Genomic DNA, 20,092 nt, shown 5'->3' with positions numbered 1-20,092 from the left:
GCTAAAAACGCTGGGGCAACATCAGTAGATTCGGTGACTCCAACGCCGGTAGTCAAACCAGCTGCAAAACAAGCAATTGATGACGCATTGAAAGCTAAGAACGACGCGATTGATGCCAACAATGACTTAACAGACGAAGAAAAAACTGCGGCGAAAGCTGATGCAAAAGCCAAATCTGACGCAGCGAAGCAAGCAATCGACAAGGCGACAACAAATGATGCAGTAACGCAAGCTAAAAACGACGGAGCAACATCAGTAGATTCGGTGACTCCAACTCCGGTAGCCAAACCAGCAGCTAAGAAAGCCATCGATGACGCATTGAAAGCAAAGAACGACGCGATTGATGCCAACAATGACTTAACAGACGAAGAAAAAACTGCGGCGAAAGCTGATGCAAAAGCCAAATCTGACGCAGCGAAACAAGCCATCTATAACGCGACAACAAATGCAGCGGTAGAACAAGCTAAAAATGACGGAGCGACAAGTGTATCTTCAGTGACTCCAACTCCGGTAGCCAAACCAGCAGCTAAGAAAGCAATCGATGACGCATTGAAAGCTAAGAACGATGCAATTGATGGCAACAACGATTTGACTGCTGAAGAGAAAGCAAAAGCTAAGGAAGATGCGAAAGCAAAAGTAGACGCAGCGAAAACAGCGATCGACAATGCTACATCAAACGATGCGGTAACGCAAGCTAAGACTGATGGAGCAAGAAGTGTATCTTCAGTCACTCCAACACCAGCAGCTAAACCGGCTGCAAAACAAGCCATCGATGACGCATTGAAAGCTAAGAATGACACGATTGATGCCAACAACGATTTAACAGCAGAAGAAAAAGCCAAAGCTAAAGAAGATGCGAAAGCCAAAGCAGATGCAGCGAAACAAGCCATCGATAACGCGACAACAAATGCAGCGGTAGAACAAGCTAAAAAAGACGGAGCGACAAGTGTATCTTCAGTCACTCCAACACCAGCAGCTAAACCAGCAGCTAAGAAAGCAATCGACGATGCACTTAAAGCTAAGAATGACGCGATCGACGCAAACAATGACTTAACAGCGGAAGAGAAAGCAAAAGCTAAAGAAGATGCAAAAGCGAAAGCTGACGCAGCGAAGCAAGCAATTGACAACGCGACAACAAACGATGCAGTAACTCAAGCTAAAAACGCTGGGGCAGCAAGTGTATCATCAGTCACTCCAACACCAACAGCTAAACCGGCTGCAAAACAAGCAATTGATGACGCATTGAAAGCTAAGAATGACGCGATTGATGCCAATAATGACTTAACAGACGAAGAAAAAACTGCAGCTAAAGCAGATGCAAAAGCCAAAGCCGACGCAGCGAAACAAGCAATCGACAACGCAACAACAAACGATGCAGTTGAGAAAGCTAAAAACGATGGAGTGACAAGTGTATCTTCAGTAAGTCCAACAGCGCAAGCTAAGCCAGCGGCTAAACAAGCAATCGACGATGCATTAAAAGCTAAGGAAGCAGCAATTGACGCAAACAACGACTTAACAGACGAAGAGAAAACTGCAGCGAAAGCTGATGCGAAAGCCAAAGCCGACGCAGCGAAGACTGCAATTGACAATGCAACCACAAACGATACCGTAACGCAAGCTAAAAACGACGGAGCGACAAGTGTATCATCAGTCACTCCAACACCAACAGCTAAACCGGCTGCTAAGAAGGCCATCGAAGATGCGCTGAAAGCTAAGGAAGCAGCAATCAACGCAAATAATGACTTAACAGACGAAGAAAAAGCCAAAGCTAAGCAAGAAGCGCAAGACAAGGCAGCTGCAGCGAAACAAGCGATCGATAATGCGACAACAAACGCGGGAGTAGACCAAGCTAAGGCTAATGGAACAACAGAAGTAAATAATGTAAATCCAACAGCAGTGGCAAAACCAGCAGCTAAAAAAGCAATCGACGATGCCCTAAAAGCTAAAAATGACGCGATTGATGCTCGAGATAATCTGACAGCTGAGGAAAAAATAGCAGCTAAGGAAGAAGCTAAAGCCAAAGCCGACGCAGCGAAGACTGCAATCGACAACGCAACCACAAACGATGCAGTAACTCAAGCTAAAAATGATGGGGCAGCAAGTGTATCTTCAGTGACTCCAACTCCAGTAGCCAAACCAGCAGCTAAGAAAGCAATCGACGATGCATTAAAAGCTAAGGAAGCAGCGATTGACGCGAACAACGACTTAACAGACGAAGAGAAAACTGCAGCTAAAGCAGATGCAAAAGCCAAAGCCGACGCAGCGAAAACAGCAATAGACAACGCGACAACAAATGATGAGGTAGAACAAGCTAAAAATGATGGAGCAACATCGGTAGATTCGGTGACTCCAACTCCAGTAGCGAAACCAGAGGCGAAGAAAGCAGTAGAAGATGCACTTAAAGCCAAAGAAGCAGAAATCGATGCTCGAGATGATCTGACAGCTGAGGAAAAAACAGCAGCTAAAGAAGAAGCGAAAGCCAAAGCAGACGCAGCGAAGACTGCAATCGACAATGCGACAACAAATAATGCAGTAACTCAAGCTAAAAACGCTGGAGCAACGAGTGTATCTTCAGTAAATCCAACAGCGCAAGCTAAGCCAGCAGCTAAGAAAGCGATAGAAGATGCGCTTAAAGCCAAAGAAGCAGAGATCGATACTCGAGATGATCTGACAGCTGAGGAAAAAATAGCAGCTAAAGAAGAAGCTAGGGCTAAAGCAGAAGCGGCAAAACAAGCAGTTGATAAAGCGGCAACAAATGCTGACGTTGAAAATTCAAAAACTATTGGGGTAGCAGATGTAAACTCATTGAATCCAGTAGCGGTTAAGAAACCAGAGGCTAAAAAAGCTGTAGATGAAGCACTAAAGGCAAAAGAAGCAGAAATTGATGCGAATAATGACTTAACAGCAGAAGAAAAATTAGCAGCTAAGGAGGAAGCTAAAGCTAAAGCCGATGCAGCTAAGAAAGCAATCGATGAAGCTGATACAGATATTAAGGTTGATGTAAATAGTATATCTGGTTTAAGTGATGTAAATTCATTTAGTCCAGAACCAGTTAAGAAATCAGAGGCTAAAAAAGCAATTGATGCAGCTCTAGAGAAGAAAATAGAAGAAATCGATGCTCGAGATGATTTAACAACTGAAGAGAAAACTGCAGCAAAAGCTGAAGTAGAAAATAAAGCTAATGAGGCAAAAGACGCAATCGATGCAGCAGATACAGACATTAAAGTAGATGTAAATAGTGTATCTGGTTTAAGTGATGTGAACTCGTTTAGTCCAGAAGCAGCTAAAAAACCAGCAGCCAAACAGGCAATAGATGATGCATTAAAAGCAAAAGAAGATGCAATAGATGCGAATGATGATTTAACAGCTGAAGAAAAAACTAAAGCCAAAGCAGAAGCTAAGGCAAAAGCTGATGCAGCGAAAGAAGCAATCGACAATGCGACAACAAACGCAGAAGTGGAACAAGCTAAGACTGCAGGAACGGCATCAGTAGCTTCAGTGACTCCAAAGCCAGTGGCAAAACCGACTGCGAAGCAAGCCATCGACGACGCGCTTAAAGCTAAGAACGACGTGATTGACTCTCGTACAGACTTGACAGATGAAGAGAAAGCTGCGGCTAAGTCAGAAGCAAAAGCTAAGGCCAACGCAGCAAAAGCAGCCATCGATAATGCAACAACAAATGCGGAAGTAGACCGAGCTAAGGTGACTGGAATAACAGAAGTAAAAGCAGTAGATCCACAACCAGAAGCGAAGCCAGAAGCTAAGAAAGCCATCGATGATGCCTTAAAAGCTAAGACTGATGAAATAGACTCTCGTACAGACTTGACAGATGAAGAGAAAGCTGCGGCGAAAGCAGACGCTAAAGCGAAAGCTGATGCAGCGAAGACTGCAATCGACAACGCAACAACAAACGATGCAGTAACTCAAGCTAAAAACGATGGGGCAGCAAGTGTAGCTTCAGTAAATCCAACAGCGCAAGCGAAGCCAGCGGCAAAACAAGCTATCGATGATGCATTGAAAGCTAAGACCGACGCAATTGATGCCAATAACGATTTAACAGCAGAAGAAAAAGCCAAAGCTAAGGAAGACGCAAAAGCGAAAGCTGACGCAGCTAAGCAAGCCATCGACAACGCAACAACAAACGATGTAGTAACTCAAGCTAAAAACGATGGGGCAGCAAGTATAGCTTCAGTAAATCCAACAGCGCAAGCGAAGCCAGCGGCAAAACAAGCTATCGATGATGCATTGAAAGCTAAGACCGACGCAATTGATGCCAATAACGATTTAACAGCAGAAGAAAAAGCCAAAGCTAAGGAAGACGCAAAAGCGAAAGCTGACGCAGCTAAGCAAGCCATCGACAACGCAACAACAAACGATGTAGTAACTCAAGCTAAAAACGATGGGGCAGCAAGTGTAGCTTCAGTTACTCCAGCAGCAGTAGTGAAGACAGCAGCTAAGCAATCCATCGACGAAGCTCTGAAAGCTAAGAATGATGAAATCGACGCTCGTACAGACCTAACAGATGAAGAGAAAGCTGCTGCTAAGTCAGAAGCAAAAGCTAAGGCTGACGCAGTGAAAGCAACCATCGACAACGCAACAACAAATGCAGAAGTAGAACAAGCTAAGGTGACTGGAACAACAGAAGTCACTTCAGTCAATCCAGAGGCGTTGACTAAGTCAGCAGCTAAGCAATCCATCGACGAAGCTTTGAAAGCTAAGACTGATGAGATAGACGCTCGTACAGACTTGACAGATGAGGAGAAAACTGCAGCTAAGGGAGACGCGAAAACAAAAGCTGACGCAGCGAAGACTGCAATCGACAACGCAACAACAAACGATGCAGTAACTCAAGTTAAAAACGATGGGGCAGCAAGTGTAGCTTCAGTGACTCCAGCAGCAGTAGCGAAGACGGAAGCTAAGCAAGCCATCGATGAAGCTCTTAAAGCTAAGAGTGCTGAGATAGACGCACGTACAGACTTAACAGACGAAGAGAAAACTGTGGCTAAATTAGATGCAAAAGCCAAAGCTGACGCAGCGAAAGCAACCATCGACAACGCAATAACAAATGCGGAGGTAGAACAAGCTAAGGTGACTGGAATAACAGAAGTAAAAGCAGTAGATCCACAACCAGAAGCTAAGACAGCAGCTAAGCAAGCCATCGATGACGCTCTGAAAGCTAAGACTGTCGAGATAGATGCACGTACAGACTTAACAGATGAAGAGAAAACTGCAGCAAAAGCAGAAGCAAAAGCTAAGGCCGACGCAGCAAAAGAAGTTATCGATAAAGCGACAACCAATGCAGAAGTTGACCAAGCAAAGTCAACTGGAATTGCAGAAGTCACTTCAGTAAATCCAGGTGCAGTGGCTAAGACAGAAGCTAAGCAAGCCATCGACGAAGCTCTGAAGGCTAAGAACGACGAAATCGACGCACGTACAGACTTAACAGATGAAGAGAAAGCTGCTGCTAAGTCAGAAGCAAAAGCTAAGGCTGACGCAGCAAAAGAAGCCATCGACAAAGCAACAACGAATGCAGCAGTCGACCAAGCTAAAACTAACGGAACTTTAGAAGTCACTTCAGTAAATCCAGAAGCAGTAGCGAAGACAGAAGCTAAGCAAGCCATCGACGATGCTTTGAAAGCTAAGACTGCCGAAATTGATGCTCGTACAGACTTAACAGATGAAGAGAAAACTGCAGCCAAAGCAGATGCAAAAGCCAAAGCTGACGCAGCAAAATCAGCCATAGATAAAGCAACAACGAATGCAGAAGTCTACCAATCTAAGTCAACTGGAATCACAGCAGTGACTTCAGTAAACCCAGAGGCAGTAGCGAAGACAGAAGCTAAGCAAGCCATCGACGAAGCGCTTAAATCTAAGACTGATGAAATCGACTCTCGTACAGACTTAACAGACGAAGAGAAAACCGCGGCTAAAGCAGAAGTAAAAGATAAGGCTGACGCAGCAAAATCAGCCATAGATAAAGCAACAAAGAATGCAGAAGTCGACCAATCTAAGGCAACTGGAATCACAGCAGTGACTTCAGTAAACCCAGAGGCAGTAGCGAAGACGGAAGCTAAGCAAGCCATCGACGAAGCGCTTAAAGCTAAGACTTCCGAGATAGACTCTCGCACAGACTTAACAGAAGAAGAGAAATTTGGGGCTAAGGCAGAAGCAAAAACAAAAGCTGACGCAGCGAAGACTGCAATCGACAACGCAACAACAAATGCGGAAGTAGAACAAGCTAAGGTGACTGGAACAAGAGAAGTAAATAATGTAAATCCAGACGCAGTAGCGAAGCCAAAAGCTAAGAAGTCAATTGATGAAGCTCTGAAAGCTAAGAATGACGAGATAGAATCTCGTACAGACTTAACAGACGAAGAGAAAACTGCAGCTAAGGCTGAAGCGAAAGTAAAAGCCGACTCAGCCAAGGAAGCTATCGATAATGCCACAACCAACTCAGAAGTCGACCAAGCTCAGTCAACTGGAACAATGTCAGTAGACTCAGTCACTCCAACAGCGCAAGCAAAACCTGCAGCGAAGCAAGCAATAGATGATGCCCTAAAAGCTAAGAACGATGAGATTGATGCTCGCACAGACTTAACAGACGAAGAGAAAACCGTGGCTAAGGCTGAAGCAAAATCGAAAGCTGATGCAGCGAAAGCAGCCATCGATAATGCCACAACCAACTCAGAAGTCGACCAAGCTAAGTCAACTGGAACAATGTCAGTAGACTCAGTCACTCCAACAGCGCAAGCAAAACCTGCAGCTAAGCAAGCAATAGCTGATGCCCTAAAAGCTAAGAACGATGAGATTGATGCTCGCACAGACTTAACAGACGAAGAGAAAACCGTGGCTAAGGCTGAAGCGAAAGCCAAAGCTGATGCAGCAAAAGCAGCCATCGATAATGCCACAACCAACTCAGAAGTCGACCAAGCTAAGTCAACTGGTATTGAAGAAGTGAACTCAGTCAATCCGATTGCACAAATTAGACCGGCAGTTGGAGCAAGTGCTGGAGTTCATGTAAACTCAGCTAATCCAACTTCTAAAGAAAAACCACAGGAAAAACAAGCAATAGACCAAGTATTGAAAACTGATGAAGCCAAAGCTAAAGTGAAAGATAGTGTAGCATTTCCTATCTCACAACTTGAAAATGAGAATCAGCAAGTAGCTACTAATCAGCGTGTAGTGGCTAGAGAATTGCCAAATACAGGCACAACAGAATCCATAACGGCAATGGTTGCAGCAGCAGCTAGTGCAATACTTGGTTTTGGTCTTATTGCTCGTCGTCGAAAAGAAGATGAAGAAGATAAATTAGAAAATCAATAACGATTTCTAAAGGTCGCAACTCCTTTTTTGAGACTAAGTGGATAATATTATTCTTAAAACTCTCCTAGAGCAAAATAGCTACTAGGAGAGTTTTTTCTCTAACCAGAAGATACGTGACGGGACTAAAAACAATCTCATCTGCTTTGCGGATGAGGGTTTTCTTATTTTGTGCTATACTTAAGGTATGCATAGAAAAACAGTAATTGATTTTAGAGCTTTGGGGGAGAGATACACCTTTACCCAGCCTATTAAAGAGTTGAAAACGAGAAATGTAGTAGAAGTGGTAGATTTGCTGGCACAAGTGGAAAGCTACCAAGAGCAAGGCTACTATGTGGTGGGCTATGTCAGCTATGAGGCTGCACCTGCTTTTGAGGAGAAATTAGCAGTTCATAAAGCTCCTTTATTGGCAGAGTACCTGCTTTATTTTACAGTTCATGATAGGGTAGAAACATCCCCTATTCCTCTGACTTATGATGAGGTTGATTTACCTTCAAATTGGCAGGAAGTGACGTCCTCAGAGGATTATGAAAAGGCGATTGCTCAGATTCACCATCATTTGCGGCAGGGTGACACCTATCAGGTCAACTACACTGTCCAACTCAAACAGGACTTGAGTGCCAATCCTTTTGCCATCTACAATCGTATGGTGGTAGAGCAGGAGGCGGGCTACAATGCCTATGTTGATCATGATGAAATGGCAGTGATTTCCATGAGCCCAGAGCTCTTTTTTGAGCAAAATGACCGCGAGTTGACAACGCGACCAATGAAGGGAACAACTCAGCGTGGCGTGACCGACAAAGAAGACTTGGAGCAGGCCAGTTGGTTGGAACAGGACCCAAAAAATCGCTCTGAAAACATGATGATTGTGGATCTCTTGCGCAATGATATGAACCGTATTTCTGAAGTGGGGAGTGAGCATGTGGAGCGTCTGTGTCAGGTAGAGCAGTATTCAACTGTTTGGCAGATGACTTCGACCATCAAGAGTCGGTTGCGAGCAGATGTGGACTTGGTTACCATTTTTCGCTCTCTCTTTCCTTGTGGATCCATCACAGGAGCTCCTAAGATAGCGACTATGGAAATTATTAAGGAGTTGGAACCACAACCGCGTGGAGTCTACTGTGGAACGATTGGTCTTTTACTTCCAAATGGGCGACGGATTTTTAATGTGGCCATTCGGACCATTCAACTGCATCAAGGCAAAGCCATCTATGGAGTGGGTGGTGGCATTACTTGGGATAGCACTTGGGAATCTGAATACCGCGAGGTTCATCAAAAGGCAGCTGTTCTCTATCGTAAACAAGCTCGTTTCCAACTGATTACGACTGGAAAAATCAGTCAGAAGAACTTGTTGTTTGAAGAACAACATTTGGAAAGACTGAGAACAGCTAGTCGGTATTTTGCTTTTCCTTTTGATGTAGAAGACTTGAAACAAAAGATAGAGGAAGAGTGTCAGGCTTGTGACATTAATCAAGACTACCGCTTGCGAATTAGCCTTAGCAAATCTGGAGAGATAGCAGTTGATTGTCAAGCATTGGAATCTCTCAGTCCGACCTTCTGCCAAGCAAAACTTTGCCTTCAGGAAGCAAATTTGCAACAAGCCTTTACCTACTTTAAAACCACTCACCGACCGCATTTGAATTTAGGAAAACACGAGAAGATTTACCACAATATAAGAGGAGAATTACTTGAAACCTCTATTGGAAATTTGGTTCTGAAAATCGCTGGGAAACTCTACACACCGTCTATCCGACTTGGAATCTTGCCAGGAATTTACCGTCAGCATTTACTAGAAACAGGACAGATAGAAGAGAAAGTCTTGACCTTGGCAGATTTAACCCAAGCAGAAGCTATTTACGGCTGTAATGCCGTGAGAGGTTTGTATGAGTTAATCTTACAGGAGGAGTAGATGAAACTGATATTTTTACACGGCTTAGGGCAGTCAGCAGAGTCTTGGAAAGAAGTTCGGGATTTACTGACAGATTATCCTTCTGAGGCTATCGAGTTATTTTTTTCTGAAGTTAACAGCTATCAAAAAGTCAAGGAGAGAGTTTATCAGCACCTAGCTCAAGAGACAGAACCTTTTGTTTTGATTGGATTGTCCTTAGGTGCTGCCCTGGCACTAGAACTTTCCAGTTATGATTTACCAAATCTTCGAGCTTTGGTTCTGTCAGGATGCCCGCTAAAATTATCAGGGAATATCCTATTTTATGTTCAGTTGCTGATATTTAAATTACTTCCCAAAAGGGTATTTGAAAAACAGGGAGCAGACAAAGCTCTTATGGTCGGAGTTTCTGAGGAATTGAAGACACTTGATTTAACTGATATATCAAGAACTTGTCCTTATCCAACCTTACTAATTTGTGGCAGCAAAGATAAACCGAATCTTAATTCTATGAGAAGTCTTCATAAACTAATATCAGAATCTCAATTTCAGATTATACCAGATGGTCCTCATGTCTTGAATAAGGCTAAACCAAAAGAGTTTGCTGAACAGATTAAACCTTTCCTTGAATTGCTGAAATAAGTTTGATAAAATAATAGTGAAATCGATAACATCGTTATAGGAGAAAGAAATGAATAAACGTCTATTTTTAAAAATGAGTCTGGCTACCTTGCCAGTTTTAGCCTTGTTTTCACAACCTGTGTTAGCAGAAGAAAACATTCATTTTTCTAGTTGTAAAGAAGCTTGGGCGAATGGATACGTAGATATTCACGAGGGAGAACCTGGTTATTCTGCCAAGTTAGACCGTGATCATGATGGTGTGGCTTGCGAATTGAAAAATGCTCCTAAGGGTGCTTTTAAAGCAAAACAAGCGGCTACAACTCAAACCGATACAACTTCATCCACAGCAAGTGGTTGGGTTAAGCAGGACGGTTCTTGGTACTATTTTGACGGAAATGGAAATCCAGTGAAAAATGCATGGCAGGGAAGCTATTACCTGAAAGCTGATGGTAAAATGGCACAGAGTGAATGGATTTATGACTCTTCTTATCAAGCGTGGTATTATTTGAAATCAGATGGTTCCTATGCAAAGAATGCATGGCAAGGTGCTTATTACCTTAAATCAAACGGTAAAATGGCACAAGGTGAGTGGGTTTATGACTCTTCTTATCAAGCCTGGTATTACTTGAAATCAGATGGTTCATACGCTCGCAATACATGGCAAGGCAATTACTATTTGAAATCAGATGGCAAAATGGCTAAAAATGAGAGAGTTGATGGAGGTCGTTACTATGTAGATGCTTCAGGTCTCTGGAAACCATAAGTCAGGATAAAATTCAGAAATCTAATGCAAACCTTTGCATAAACGATTAGTTTTTGTTATACTATATCTGTAAGCATTTTCAATTAATTCATAATGAAAAAGGAGAATATGATGAGTCAAAAGATTATTGGGATTGACCTTGGTGGAACTTCTATCAAATTTGCAATCTTGACAACAGCAGGAGAAATCCAAGAAAAGTGGTCTATCAAGACCAACATTTTGGATGAGGGAAGTCATATCGTTGATGATATGATTGAGTCTATTCAACATCGTTTGAACTTGCTTGGATTGGCAGCAGCAGACTTCAAAGGTATTGGAATGGGTTCACCAGGTGTGGTTGACCGTGAAAAAGGAACTGTTATTGGTGCCTACAACTTGAACTGGAAAACCCTTCAACCAATCAAAGAAAAGATTGAAAAAGCCTTGGGCATTCCATTTTTCATCGATAATGATGCCAACGTAGCTGCTCTTGGTGAACGTTGGATGGGGGCTGGTGACAACCAACCCGACGTTGTCTTTATGACACTTGGTACAGGTGTTGGTGGCGGTATCGTCGCAGAAGGCAAATTGCTTCACGGTGTTGCTGGTGCAGCAGGTGAGCTTGGCCACATCACTGTTGACTTTGACCAACCAATCGCATGTACTTGTGGTAAAAAAGGCTGCCTTGAGACAGTTGCTTCAGCAACAGGTATTGTCAACTTGACTCGTCGCTATGCCGATGAATACGAAGGCGATGCAGCCTTGAAACGCTTGATTGATAATGGAGAAGAAGTGACTGCTAAGACTGTCTTTGACCTTGCAAAAGAAGGGGACGACCTTGCATTGATCGTTTACCGTAACTTCTCACGTTACTTGGGAATTGCTTGTGCCAACATCGGTTCAATCCTAAACCCATCAACAATCGTAATCGGTGGTGGTGTGTCAGCCGCAGGAGAATTCCTCCTACAAGGTGTTCAAAAAGTCTACGATGAAAATACTTTCCCACAAGTACGCACATCTACTAAATTAGCTCTTGCAACTCTAGGAAATGACGCTGGGGTTATCGGAGCAGCATCACTTGTATTGCAATAAAATAATAAAAGGGGGAAAAATGCTAACCTAGAGTTAGTAATGTTCCTCTTTTCTTTTTTATGCTATACTAGTTAGGACAATAAATGAGGTGAGAGTAAATGACAAAAGCAGATACAATTTTTAAAGAAAATATTGAACGAATCCTCAAAGACGGTGTCTTTTCTGAGCAGGCACGTCCCAAGTACAAGGATGGAACTGTTGCTAACTCCAAGTATGTAACTGGTGCCTTTGCAGAGTATGACTTGGCCAAGGGGGAATTCCCCATTACAACCTTGCGTCCCATTGCAATCAAATCAGCTATCAAAGAAGTTCTCTGGATCTACCAAGACCAGTCTAATAGCCTAGAAGTTCTCAATGACAAGTACAATGTTCACTACTGGAATGACTGGGAAGTGGGAAATACGGGAACCATTGGTGAGCGCTATGGTGCTGTTGTTAAGAAACACGACATTATCAATAAGCTTCTCAAGCAGTTGGAAGTCAACCCTTGGAACCGTCGCAATATCATTTCGCTCTGGGATTACCAAGCTTTCGAAGAAACAGAAGGACTACTCCCATGCGCCTTTCAGACCATGTTTGATGTCCGCCGTGTAGATGGAGAAATCTATCTGGATGCGACCTTGACCCAGCGTTCGAATGACATGTTGGTGGCCCACCACATCAATGCTATGCAGTACGTGGCTCTTCAAATGATGATTGCCAAGCATTTCGGCTGGAAGGTTGGGAAGTTCTTCTACTTCATCAACAATCTCCATATCTATGACAATCAATTTGAACAAGCTCAGGAATTGCTCCGTCGTGAGCCATCAAACTGCCAACCACGTTTGGTCTTGAATGTGCCAGATAAGACCAATTTTTTTGATATTAAAGCAGAGGACTTTGAGTTGGTGGATTATGACCCTGTCAAGCCACAGTTGAAGTTTGACCTAGCTATTTAAAAGAATAGAAAAAAGAAGTTGAGAAAATAAATCCCAACTTCTTTTGTTTCTTAACGTGATACGCGGCGACGAGCTGCTTTTTTACGGTTTTCTTCGATGAAAGCTGCTTTTTGCTCTTCTGGTTCGATCACTTTCTTTTTAAATGCGTATACTGCACCTGCGACTGCAGCGACAGTTCCTGCGACACCTGTTACAAGACCTTTAGCGAATCCTTTAGCCATGAGTCTTCCTCCTTTATCTTCTTAATCAGCCAGCCCCCTCAAGAGGTCACATTTTTCTGACTGACCTTTTTGTGTTATAATAATAGTAACGAAAAAATGGGAATTTTTCAAGGAAAAAAGATGAAAACAAAAATAATTGTGATTGTTGGACCGACTGCAGTTGGAAAAACAGCCCTTGCCATCGAAGTTGCAAAGCGTTTTAATGGCGAAGTGGTTAGTGGAGATAGCCAGCAAGTCTATCGAGGTCTGGATATAGGGACGGCTAAGGCTAGTCCAGAAGAGCAGGCAGCTGTTCCTCATCATTTAATCGATGTTAGAGAGGTAACCGAGTCTTACTCGGCTTTTGATTTTGTTTCAGAAGCTAAGAAGGCTATTGAGGATATTCAAAGCCGTGGCAAGCTAGCTATTATTGCTGGTGGGACTGGGCTTTATATCCAGAGCTTGCTTGAAGGCTACCACCTAGGTGGTGAGACTCCTCATGAGGAGATTTTAGCTTATCGAGCTAGTTTGGAGCCATATTCAGATGAGGAATTAGCCCATTTGGTGGAGCAAGCAGACCTTGAGATTCCCCAGTTTAATCGTCGTCGTGCGATGCGTGCCTTGGAAATTGCTCATTTTGGTCAGGATTTGGAAAATAAAGAGAGTCTATATGAACCGCTGATTATCTGCTTGGACGATGAGCGCAGTCAGCTTTATGAGCGTATCAATCACCGAGTGGACCTGATGTTTGAAGCTGGACTTCTAGACGAAGCTAAGTGGTTGTTTGACCATTATCCAGATGTGCAGGCTGCTAAAGGGATTGGTTACAAGGAACTCTTTCCTTACTTCCGTGGAGAGCAGACCTTGGAGGATGCTAGTGAGAGTCTCAAACAGGCGACTCGTCGTTTTGCCAAACGTCAGTTGACCTGGTTCCGTAATCGCATGCAGGTGACCTTTTATCAGATTGGAGAAACTGGTGTAAAAGATCGCATTTTAAGCCAGATAGAGGAGTTTTTAGATGATTGAAACGGAGAAAAAAGAGGAACGGGTCCTGCTCATTGGTGTAGAATTGCAGGGCATGGACAATTTTGATCTCTCTATGGAAGAATTGGCCAGTTTAGCGAAAACAGCAGGGGCAGTCGTTGTAGATAGCTACAGACAAAAACGTGAAAAATATGATTCCAAGACCTTCGTCGGCTCTGGTAAGTTAGAAGAAATTGCGCTTATGGTGGATGCAGAAGAAATTACCACTGTCATCGTCAACAACCGTTTAACTCCACGGCAAAATGTCAATTTAGAAGAAGTTCTCGGTGTCAAGGTCATTGACCGTATGCAGTTGATTTTGGATATCTTTGCCATGCGAGCTCGAAGCCATGAAGGGAAGCTCCAAGTCCACTTAGCCCAGCTCAAATATCTCTTGCCTCGCTTGATTGGTCAGGGGATTATGCTTAGTCGTCAGGCAGGGGGAATTGGTTCCCGTGGACCTGGTGAAAGCCAGCTGGAACTGAACCGCCGTAGCGTTCGCAACCAGATTACGGATATCGAGCGCCAGCTCAAGGTTGTTGAGAAAAATCGGGCGACTGTCAGAGAGAAACGTTTGGAGTCCAGCACTTTTAAGATTGGTTTGATTGGTTATACCAATGCTGGGAAGTCAACTATCATGAACACCTTGACCAGTAAGACCCAGTATGAGGCAGACGAGCTATTTGCGACTCTGGATGCGACGACTAAGAGTATCCATCTGGGGGGCAATCTTCAGGTGACCTTGACTGATACTGTTGGTTTTATCCAAGATTTACCGACAGAGTTGGTGTCTAGTTTCAAATCAACCTTGGAAGAAAGCAAGCATGTGGACCTTCTGGTTCATGTTATTGATGCCAGCAATCCTTACCATGAGGAGCATGAAAAAACAGTTCTGTCCATCATGAAAGACCTGGATATGGACGACATTCCTCGCTTGACCCTCTATAATAAAGCGGATTTGGTGGAGGATTTCACGCCTACCCAAACGCCTTATGCCCTCATTTCTGCCAAGTCTGAGGATAGTCGTGAGAATTTGCAGGCTTTGTTTTTAGAGAAAATCAAGGATATTTTTGAATCCTTTACCCTGCGCGTGCCTTTTTCTAAGTCCTACAAGATTCATGATTTAGAAAGTGTAGCGATTCTGGAAGAACGTGATTATCAGGAGGATGGCGAAGTGATTACAGGCTACATTTCCGAGAAAAACAAATGGAGGTTAGAAGAATTTTATGACTGATATTAAAACGTTGGCTCTAAAATATGGGGGCTATACAAGTCTGGACAAGGTTTATCTGGATCAACTTCTAGCTGGTAAAACAGAGCAAGAGCAGTTGGCACTGATCACTCCTCCGCCTAGTGTGGTCAATGCCTATTTTGCAGAACTCTACCAGAAAAAGAGTCCTGAGGCCGCGACGGATTATTTTGTGGAACTCAGTCAGGAACTGAATCTCTACAATGCTGAGCCAAGTTTCACCCTAGAAAATAAGCCTTTTATTCGTCTTAATCTGTCTGGTAAATCCTTTGGTTTTTGTTATGAGTGTGAGGGTCTTGGTCGGATTTTCTCTGAAAATGAAGAGAAAATTTCAGAAGACTTGCTCTTTGAAATTGCGCAAATTTTCCCACATCAACTAGTCTTTGAAGAGTCTGGTAAGATTTACATGAAGGCTATTAGAGATGAGGAAGTTGTTAGCGTAGAGAGTCTCACAGCTTTGACTGATTTGGAAAGTTTGGCTGACGGTCGTAAGCGTCTTAAAGGTTACAGCCAAGAGGAGTTATTACAAGAAGCTACTGCTTTTTCTGGCAAGCGCTATTTCCGATCGGAAAACCGCACAGCCATGTTATATATTGATTAATTAGAAAGTATCGAATGGATATTCAATTTTTAGGAACGGGGGCTGGCCAGCCCTCTAAAGCCCGCAATGTCTCTAGTCTCGCCCTGAAACTCTTGGACGAGATTAACGAAGTCTGGCTCTTTGACTGTGGAGAAGGTACGCAAAATCGCATTCTTGAAACGACAATTCGACCACGTAAGGTCAGCAAAATCTTTATTACCCACCTACATGGAGACCACATCTTTGGCTTGCCAGGTTTCCTTTCTAGTCGTGCCTTTCAGGCCAATGAAGAGCAGACAGATTTGGAAATCTATGGACCGCAAGGGATCAAGTCATTTGTCTTAACTAGTCTTCGTGTGTCAGGTTCGCGCCTGCCTTACCGTATTCATTTTCATGAGTTTGACCAAGATTCTCTAGGGAAAATCCTCGAGACCGATAAATTCACTGTGTATGCAGAGGAGTTGGACCACACTATTTTCTGTGTTGGTTACCGTGTCATGCAAAAGGAATTGGAAGGAACGCTGGATGCTGAAAAACTCAAGGCGGCTGGTGTCCCATTTGGCCCACTTTTTGGGAAAATCAAAAACGGTCAGGACGTTGTTCTCGAAGACGGTACTGAAATCAAGGCAGCTGACTATATCTCAGCTCCACGTCCAGGTAAAATTATCACTATTTTAGGAGACACTCGAAAAACGGATGCCAGTGTGCGTCTGGCTGTTAATGCCGATGTCCTAGTTCATGAGTCCACTTATGGCAAGGGTGATGAAAAAATTGCTCGTAACCATGGCCACTCTACTAACATGCAAGCTGCACAAGTAGCGGTAGAAGCAGGTGCCAAACGACTATTGCTCAACCATATCAGTGCCCGTTTCCTCTCAAAAGATATCAGCAAGCTCAAAAAAGATGCTGCTAGTGTTTTTGAAAATGTCCATGTGGTCAAAGACTTAGAAGAAGTGGAAATCTAAAAGATTGAGAAAGGAACAGTATGCCTACTATTCTCATTACCGGAGCTAGCGGTGGTCTAGCCCAAGAAATGGTCAAACTCCTACCAAATGACCAACTCATCTTGCTTGGTCGAAATAAGGAAAAATTAGCCCAACTCTATGGAAACCATCCCCATGCAGAATTGATTGAAATCGATATTACCGATGATTCAGCCTTAGAAGCTCTGGTAGCAGACCTCTATGTCCGCTATGGCAAGATTGATGTTTTGATTAATAATGCTGGTTACGGGATTCTGGAGGAATTTGACCAGATTTCTGACCAAGATATTCACCAGATGTTCGAGGTCAATACTTTTGCCCTAATGAATCTATCTCGACACCTTGCGACTCGTATGAAGGAAAGCCGAAAAGGTCATATCATCAATATCGTCAGTATGGCAGGTTTGATCGCTACTGGCAAGTCCAGTCTCTACTCAGCGACTAAGTATGCGGCTATCGGTTTTTCAAATGCCTTACGCCTCGAACTCATGCCTCATGGTGTTTATGTAACAACAGTCAATCCAGGACCAATCCGTACAGGATTTTTCGACCAAGCCGACCCAGATGGAAGCTATCTCAAGTCGGTTGAACGCTTCCTGCTGGAAGCAGATGCAGTGGCTAAAAAAATTGTTAAGATTATAGGAAAAAACAAACGCGAACTCAATCTCCCAATCCTTCTCAACCTCGCCCATAAGTTTTATACTCTCTTTCCAAAGCTAGCTGATAAGTTGGCAGGGGAGACTTTTAATTATAAGTAAAAAGAACCAATATGCAGGTTGTTGCTAGCCTACATATTGGTTCTTATTATTTCTCAATTATCAAACTGGACTTCTTCTAGTAGATAGTCGATAAAGCGTTCGCCCATCTTAGATAGGCTGGTTTTCTCATGCTGAATGTAGACCAGCTCGATAGGGTCATCAATATCTAGTGGGATAGAAACGATATTGTCTCCGTTGAGGTTGCTGTTCAAAATCCCTGTCGCAATGGTATAACCATCCAAACCAATCAAGAGATTAAAGAGGGTAGCACGGTCGCTGACTACGATAGATTTTTTGTGGTATTCCTGCGAGAGAATCTCTTCTGAAAAGTAGAAGGAGTTGTGAGTTCCTTGATCATAGCTGAGGTAAGGGAAGTTTTCCAAATCAGATAGTTTGACCTTATCTTTCTTTGCCAGAGGATTGGTCTTGCTGACAAAGATATGGGGCTGGGCTGTGAAGAGATGGTGAGCCAGAAGGTGGTTGTCATCCAGCATTTTCGTTAAAACATCACGGTTGTAGCTGTTCAAAAATAGGACACCGACCTCACTACGGAAGTTCTTGACGTCGTCGATAATCTCCCAAGTCCGAGTTTCACGAAGGAAGAGCTCGTATTTCTCCATATCACTTTTCTTGAGCAGAGAGACAAAGGCATTGACCACAAAGGCATAGTGCTGAGACGAAACGCTAAAGAGTTCGCGGTGGGCGACAGGATTTTTATAGCGTTCTTCCAGAAGCTGGGTTTGCTCGACAACTTGACGGGCATAAGAGAGGAACTCCATCCCATCACGGGTCAAGGTGATGCCCTTAGGATTGCGGATAAAGATTTCAATGCCCATTTCATTTTCCAAATCTCTCACTGCATTGGAAAGACTAGGTTGAGTGATAAAGAGTTGCTTAGCTGCTTCATTCATGGAGCCTGTTTCGACGATTTTGATAATATAGTGTAATTGTTGAATTCTCATGTTTTTATTGTACCACACTTGCGTCAGAATCGCCAAAGAAGATAGGAAAATCAGGGGGAGTGTGTGGGTCTCTGTAAAGTAGTTAAGAAGAAACTTCTAAATCATTTAGTAAATAAGGTAAAAAAGTAGCTGAGCAAGAGATTGTTCAGTTGTTTCTTTACTGATAACTATAAAAATTTTACTCGAAAATAAGAAATTTGCACGATTTACTCATTACTTATCCAATACTAGAGTTTATACTAGTTATTGTAAAGATGATCATTTAAAAGAAGGAAGGAGGAAACCTTATGTCTAAAAATACAAATCGTTCAGAGATTGATTCTCTAAATCTTGAGATTGAAAACCAAGAACTTTTCGGGAAATCAGAAGCTTGTGGTACACAGCTTTTAAAATGACACTAGCAGGTCTCTGTGGATTGTGTCTCACCTATTCCTATGAGTGTACGAGAAATAATGTTCGCTGTTAGATAAAACAAAAGGAAAATTCTAGTGTTTTATTACAAAACATTGACAACATTTTGATTTGGTGTTATATTTACGGGGAGAAATGCAAATAAAACGAGACAACTTTGAGATTGATTCTTTGGATTATGGAAATTAATAGCCAAGAATTGGATGGTAAATCTGCTGCTGGGTGGAGTACGACTGTTAGATTAACAGCACAGGGGCACTGTGGTTTGTGGTTTACATATTCTTATGAATGTACTTCGCCAAACGTGCGCTGTGGATAAAACTCTCTATTTTTTGACAGGAGGATAAAATGGACGGAATTATTGGAACACTAGAATTCTATGCACCTGTACTGGTCTTAGGAGTTGTTGTCATAGGGATTGTTTACTTTATGAAAAAAAGAAACGACCGCAAATAATCAACATCGACCGATACCTGAAAAAGGCATCGGTTTTTTTTAACTTGAATATATTGCACAAAATACTCATGGCAAACCTTGAAAGAAACCGTATAATGAGAGTGTAATAAAGAAACGGAGGAATGAAATAATGAAACAGCTTATTGTGACAGCATTAACGAAAACATTTGGTCAAGGGGATAATATCGTTCATGCATTATTAGATGTGAACTTGTCCGTTGAAAAAGGTGAATTTCTGGCAATTATGGGTGCCAGTGGTAGTGGAAAAACAACACTTCTCAACTGTATTTCAACGATTGATAAACCAACATCAGGTGAGATTCGATTTGAAGATTTTGACATTATCCATGCCAAGGAAAATGAACTAGCTGACTATCGTGCTAAAAACATTTCCTATATTTTCCAAGCCTACAACCTGGTGGAAACCTTGACGGTCTATGAAAATATCGTTCTACCTCTTCAAATTCAGGGGAAAAATATCAAAAAACATCAGGATAAGATTGAGGAAATTTTGGATAAGTTGGATATCCAAAACTTAAAAGATAAGTTTCCTAATCAGTTATCAGGTGGTCAGCGACAACGTGTGGCAACTGCTAGAGCCTTGATTGATGATTCTAAACTGATTATCGCAGATGAGCCGACAGGAGCCTTGGACTCTGCTAATTCTGAAAAACTGATGGCACTTTTGCAGGAAATCAATAAAAGTTTTAGTATTACCATTTTACTGGTTACGCATGACCCTGCCGCAGCCAAGTACTCTTCACGGATGGTGCTACTTAGCGATGGAAAGATTATGGATGATTTGGAACGTCACAGCCTATCTAATGAACAGTATTTGCAAGAGATTTACAGCCGTACCAGATAGGAGGGGG

The 20,092-nt window shown here is 42.8% G+C and carries 15 protein-coding genes and 1 pseudogene; 14 read left to right on the top strand and 2 right to left on the bottom strand.

Going from position 1 to position 20,092, the window contains the following annotated elements; translation table 11 throughout:
- The 6 genes and pseudogenes from QP439_RS01760 to QP439_RS01735 all read left to right on the top strand — a co-directional run.
- On the top strand, positions 1 to 7,323 hold a 7,323-nt coding region (locus QP439_RS01760), incomplete at its 5' end, for a DUF1542 domain-containing protein (RefSeq protein ID WP_502961728.1).
- A gap of 184 nt (positions 7,324 to 7,507) precedes the next feature.
- Positions 7,508 to 9,229 (top strand): aminodeoxychorismate synthase component I, encoded by a 1,722-nt coding sequence (gene pabB / locus QP439_RS01755; RefSeq protein WP_254754211.1) that lies wholly within the window; start codon positions 7,508 to 7,510, stop codon positions 9,227 to 9,229.
- On the top strand, positions 9,230 to 9,847 hold the full coding sequence (locus QP439_RS01750; RefSeq protein WP_000766567.1) for an alpha/beta fold hydrolase: 618 nt from the start codon (positions 9,230 to 9,232) through the stop codon (positions 9,845 to 9,847).
- A 49-nt stretch (positions 9,848 to 9,896) separates the two neighbouring features.
- Positions 9,897 to 10,583 (top strand): annotated as a pseudogene (locus tag QP439_RS01745) (excalibur calcium-binding domain-containing protein); the annotation flags it as partial.
- A 117-nt stretch (positions 10,584 to 10,700) separates the two neighbouring features.
- Positions 10,701 to 11,660, top strand: coding sequence for an ROK family glucokinase (locus tag QP439_RS01740; protein ID WP_000078567.1), 960 nt, complete (start codon positions 10,701 to 10,703; stop codon positions 11,658 to 11,660).
- 98 nt (positions 11,661 to 11,758) lie between these two features.
- Entirely contained in the window at positions 11,759 to 12,598 is an 840-nt protein-coding gene (locus QP439_RS01735) for a thymidylate synthase (RefSeq protein ID WP_285387310.1), read from the top strand.
- A 50-nt stretch (positions 12,599 to 12,648) separates the two neighbouring features.
- Here QP439_RS01735 and QP439_RS01730 read toward each other — a convergent pair whose 3' ends face one another.
- Positions 12,649 to 12,819: a DUF3042 family protein gene (locus tag QP439_RS01730; RefSeq protein WP_001051780.1), complete on the bottom strand. Its 171-nt coding sequence runs from the start codon at positions 12,817 to 12,819 to the stop codon at positions 12,649 to 12,651.
- Positions 12,820 to 12,939: 120 nt separating this feature from the next.
- Here QP439_RS01730 and miaA point away from each other — a divergent pair, with 120 nt between their 5' ends.
- From miaA to QP439_RS01705, 5 genes are read left to right on the top strand one after another with little or no spacing between them, the layout of a single operon-like run.
- Complete coding sequence (miaA, locus tag QP439_RS01725; protein WP_049502382.1) at positions 12,940 to 13,824, top strand: tRNA (adenosine(37)-N6)-dimethylallyltransferase MiaA; 885 nt, start codon at positions 12,940 to 12,942, stop codon at positions 13,822 to 13,824.
- On the top strand, positions 13,817 to 15,055 hold the full coding sequence (hflX, locus tag QP439_RS01720; protein ID WP_261080742.1) for a GTPase HflX: 1,239 nt from the start codon (positions 13,817 to 13,819) through the stop codon (positions 15,053 to 15,055). Before miaA ends, hflX begins: the two co-directional genes overlap by 8 nt.
- A complete protein-coding gene (locus QP439_RS01715; protein WP_247931931.1) occupies positions 15,048 to 15,671 on the top strand; it encodes a cystathionine beta-lyase in 624 nt (207 codons plus the stop codon). Before hflX ends, QP439_RS01715 begins: the two co-directional genes overlap by 8 nt.
- 14 nt (positions 15,672 to 15,685) lie before the next feature.
- Complete coding sequence (gene rnz, locus QP439_RS01710; RefSeq protein ID WP_261080743.1) at positions 15,686 to 16,615, top strand: ribonuclease Z; 930 nt, start codon at positions 15,686 to 15,688, stop codon at positions 16,613 to 16,615.
- Between the two features lie 20 nt (positions 16,616 to 16,635).
- Positions 16,636 to 17,391 carry an SDR family NAD(P)-dependent oxidoreductase gene (locus tag QP439_RS01705; protein ID WP_285387305.1) on the top strand — a complete coding sequence of 252 codons (756 nt, stop codon included), beginning with the start codon at positions 16,636 to 16,638 and terminating at the stop codon, positions 17,389 to 17,391.
- Between the two features lie 53 nt (positions 17,392 to 17,444).
- Here QP439_RS01705 and QP439_RS01700 read toward each other — a convergent pair whose 3' ends face one another.
- Positions 17,445 to 18,353, bottom strand: a complete 909-nt coding sequence (locus QP439_RS01700) for a LysR family transcriptional regulator (RefSeq protein WP_004261686.1) — start codon at positions 18,351 to 18,353, stop codon at positions 17,445 to 17,447.
- Between the two features lie 568 nt (positions 18,354 to 18,921).
- Here QP439_RS01700 and slmA point away from each other — a divergent pair.
- The 3 genes from slmA to QP439_RS01680 all read left to right on the top strand — a co-directional run bounded on the left by slmA (position 18,922) and on the right by QP439_RS01680 (position 20,085).
- Complete coding sequence (gene slmA / locus QP439_RS01690; protein WP_350224140.1) at positions 18,922 to 19,083, top strand: salivaricin M family lantibiotic; 162 nt, start codon at positions 18,922 to 18,924, stop codon at positions 19,081 to 19,083.
- A gap of 29 nt (positions 19,084 to 19,112) precedes the next feature.
- Positions 19,113 to 19,220, top strand: a complete 108-nt coding sequence (locus tag QP439_RS01685) for a QVPTGV class sortase B protein-sorting domain-containing protein (protein ID WP_120769931.1) — start codon at positions 19,113 to 19,115, stop codon at positions 19,218 to 19,220.
- A 130-nt stretch (positions 19,221 to 19,350) separates the two neighbouring features.
- Positions 19,351 to 20,085 carry an ABC transporter ATP-binding protein gene (locus QP439_RS01680; RefSeq protein ID WP_285387302.1) on the top strand — a complete coding sequence of 245 codons (735 nt, stop codon included), beginning with the start codon at positions 19,351 to 19,353 and terminating at the stop codon, positions 20,083 to 20,085.
- Positions 20,086 to 20,092: the final 7 nt, after the last annotated feature.

Origin of the sequence: Streptococcus sp. UMB1203, from assembly GCF_030217725.1 — a bacterium.
GTDB lineage: Bacteria > Bacillota > Bacilli > Lactobacillales > Streptococcaceae > Streptococcus.
The sequence above is the reverse complement of the archived record's forward strand: the minus strand, read 5'-3'. Positions and strand labels throughout refer to the sequence as shown.

Coding starts and splice junctions, on each gene's coding strand:
- pabB (WP_254754211.1), top strand. CDS start 7,508: ATGCATAGAAAAACAGTAATTGATTTTAGAGCTTTGGGGGAGAGATAC.
- QP439_RS01750 (WP_000766567.1), top strand. CDS start 9,230: ATGAAACTGATATTTTTACACGGCTTAGGGCAGTCAGCAGAGTCTTGG.
- QP439_RS01740 (WP_000078567.1), top strand. CDS start 10,701: ATGAGTCAAAAGATTATTGGGATTGACCTTGGTGGAACTTCTATCAAA.
- QP439_RS01735 (WP_285387310.1), top strand. CDS start 11,759: ATGACAAAAGCAGATACAATTTTTAAAGAAAATATTGAACGAATCCTC.
- QP439_RS01730 (WP_001051780.1), bottom strand. CDS start 12,819: ATGGCTAAAGGATTCGCTAAAGGTCTTGTAACAGGTGTCGCAGGAACT.
- miaA (WP_049502382.1), top strand. CDS start 12,940: ATGAAAACAAAAATAATTGTGATTGTTGGACCGACTGCAGTTGGAAAA.
- hflX (WP_261080742.1), top strand. CDS start 13,817: ATGATTGAAACGGAGAAAAAAGAGGAACGGGTCCTGCTCATTGGTGTA.
- QP439_RS01715 (WP_247931931.1), top strand. CDS start 15,048: ATGACTGATATTAAAACGTTGGCTCTAAAATATGGGGGCTATACAAGT.
- rnz (WP_261080743.1), top strand. CDS start 15,686: ATGGATATTCAATTTTTAGGAACGGGGGCTGGCCAGCCCTCTAAAGCC.
- QP439_RS01705 (WP_285387305.1), top strand. CDS start 16,636: ATGCCTACTATTCTCATTACCGGAGCTAGCGGTGGTCTAGCCCAAGAA.
- QP439_RS01700 (WP_004261686.1), bottom strand. CDS start 18,353: ATGAGAATTCAACAATTACACTATATTATCAAAATCGTCGAAACAGGC.
- QP439_RS01685 (WP_120769931.1), top strand. CDS start 19,113: ATGGACGGAATTATTGGAACACTAGAATTCTATGCACCTGTACTGGTC.
- QP439_RS01680 (WP_285387302.1), top strand. CDS start 19,351: ATGAAACAGCTTATTGTGACAGCATTAACGAAAACATTTGGTCAAGGG.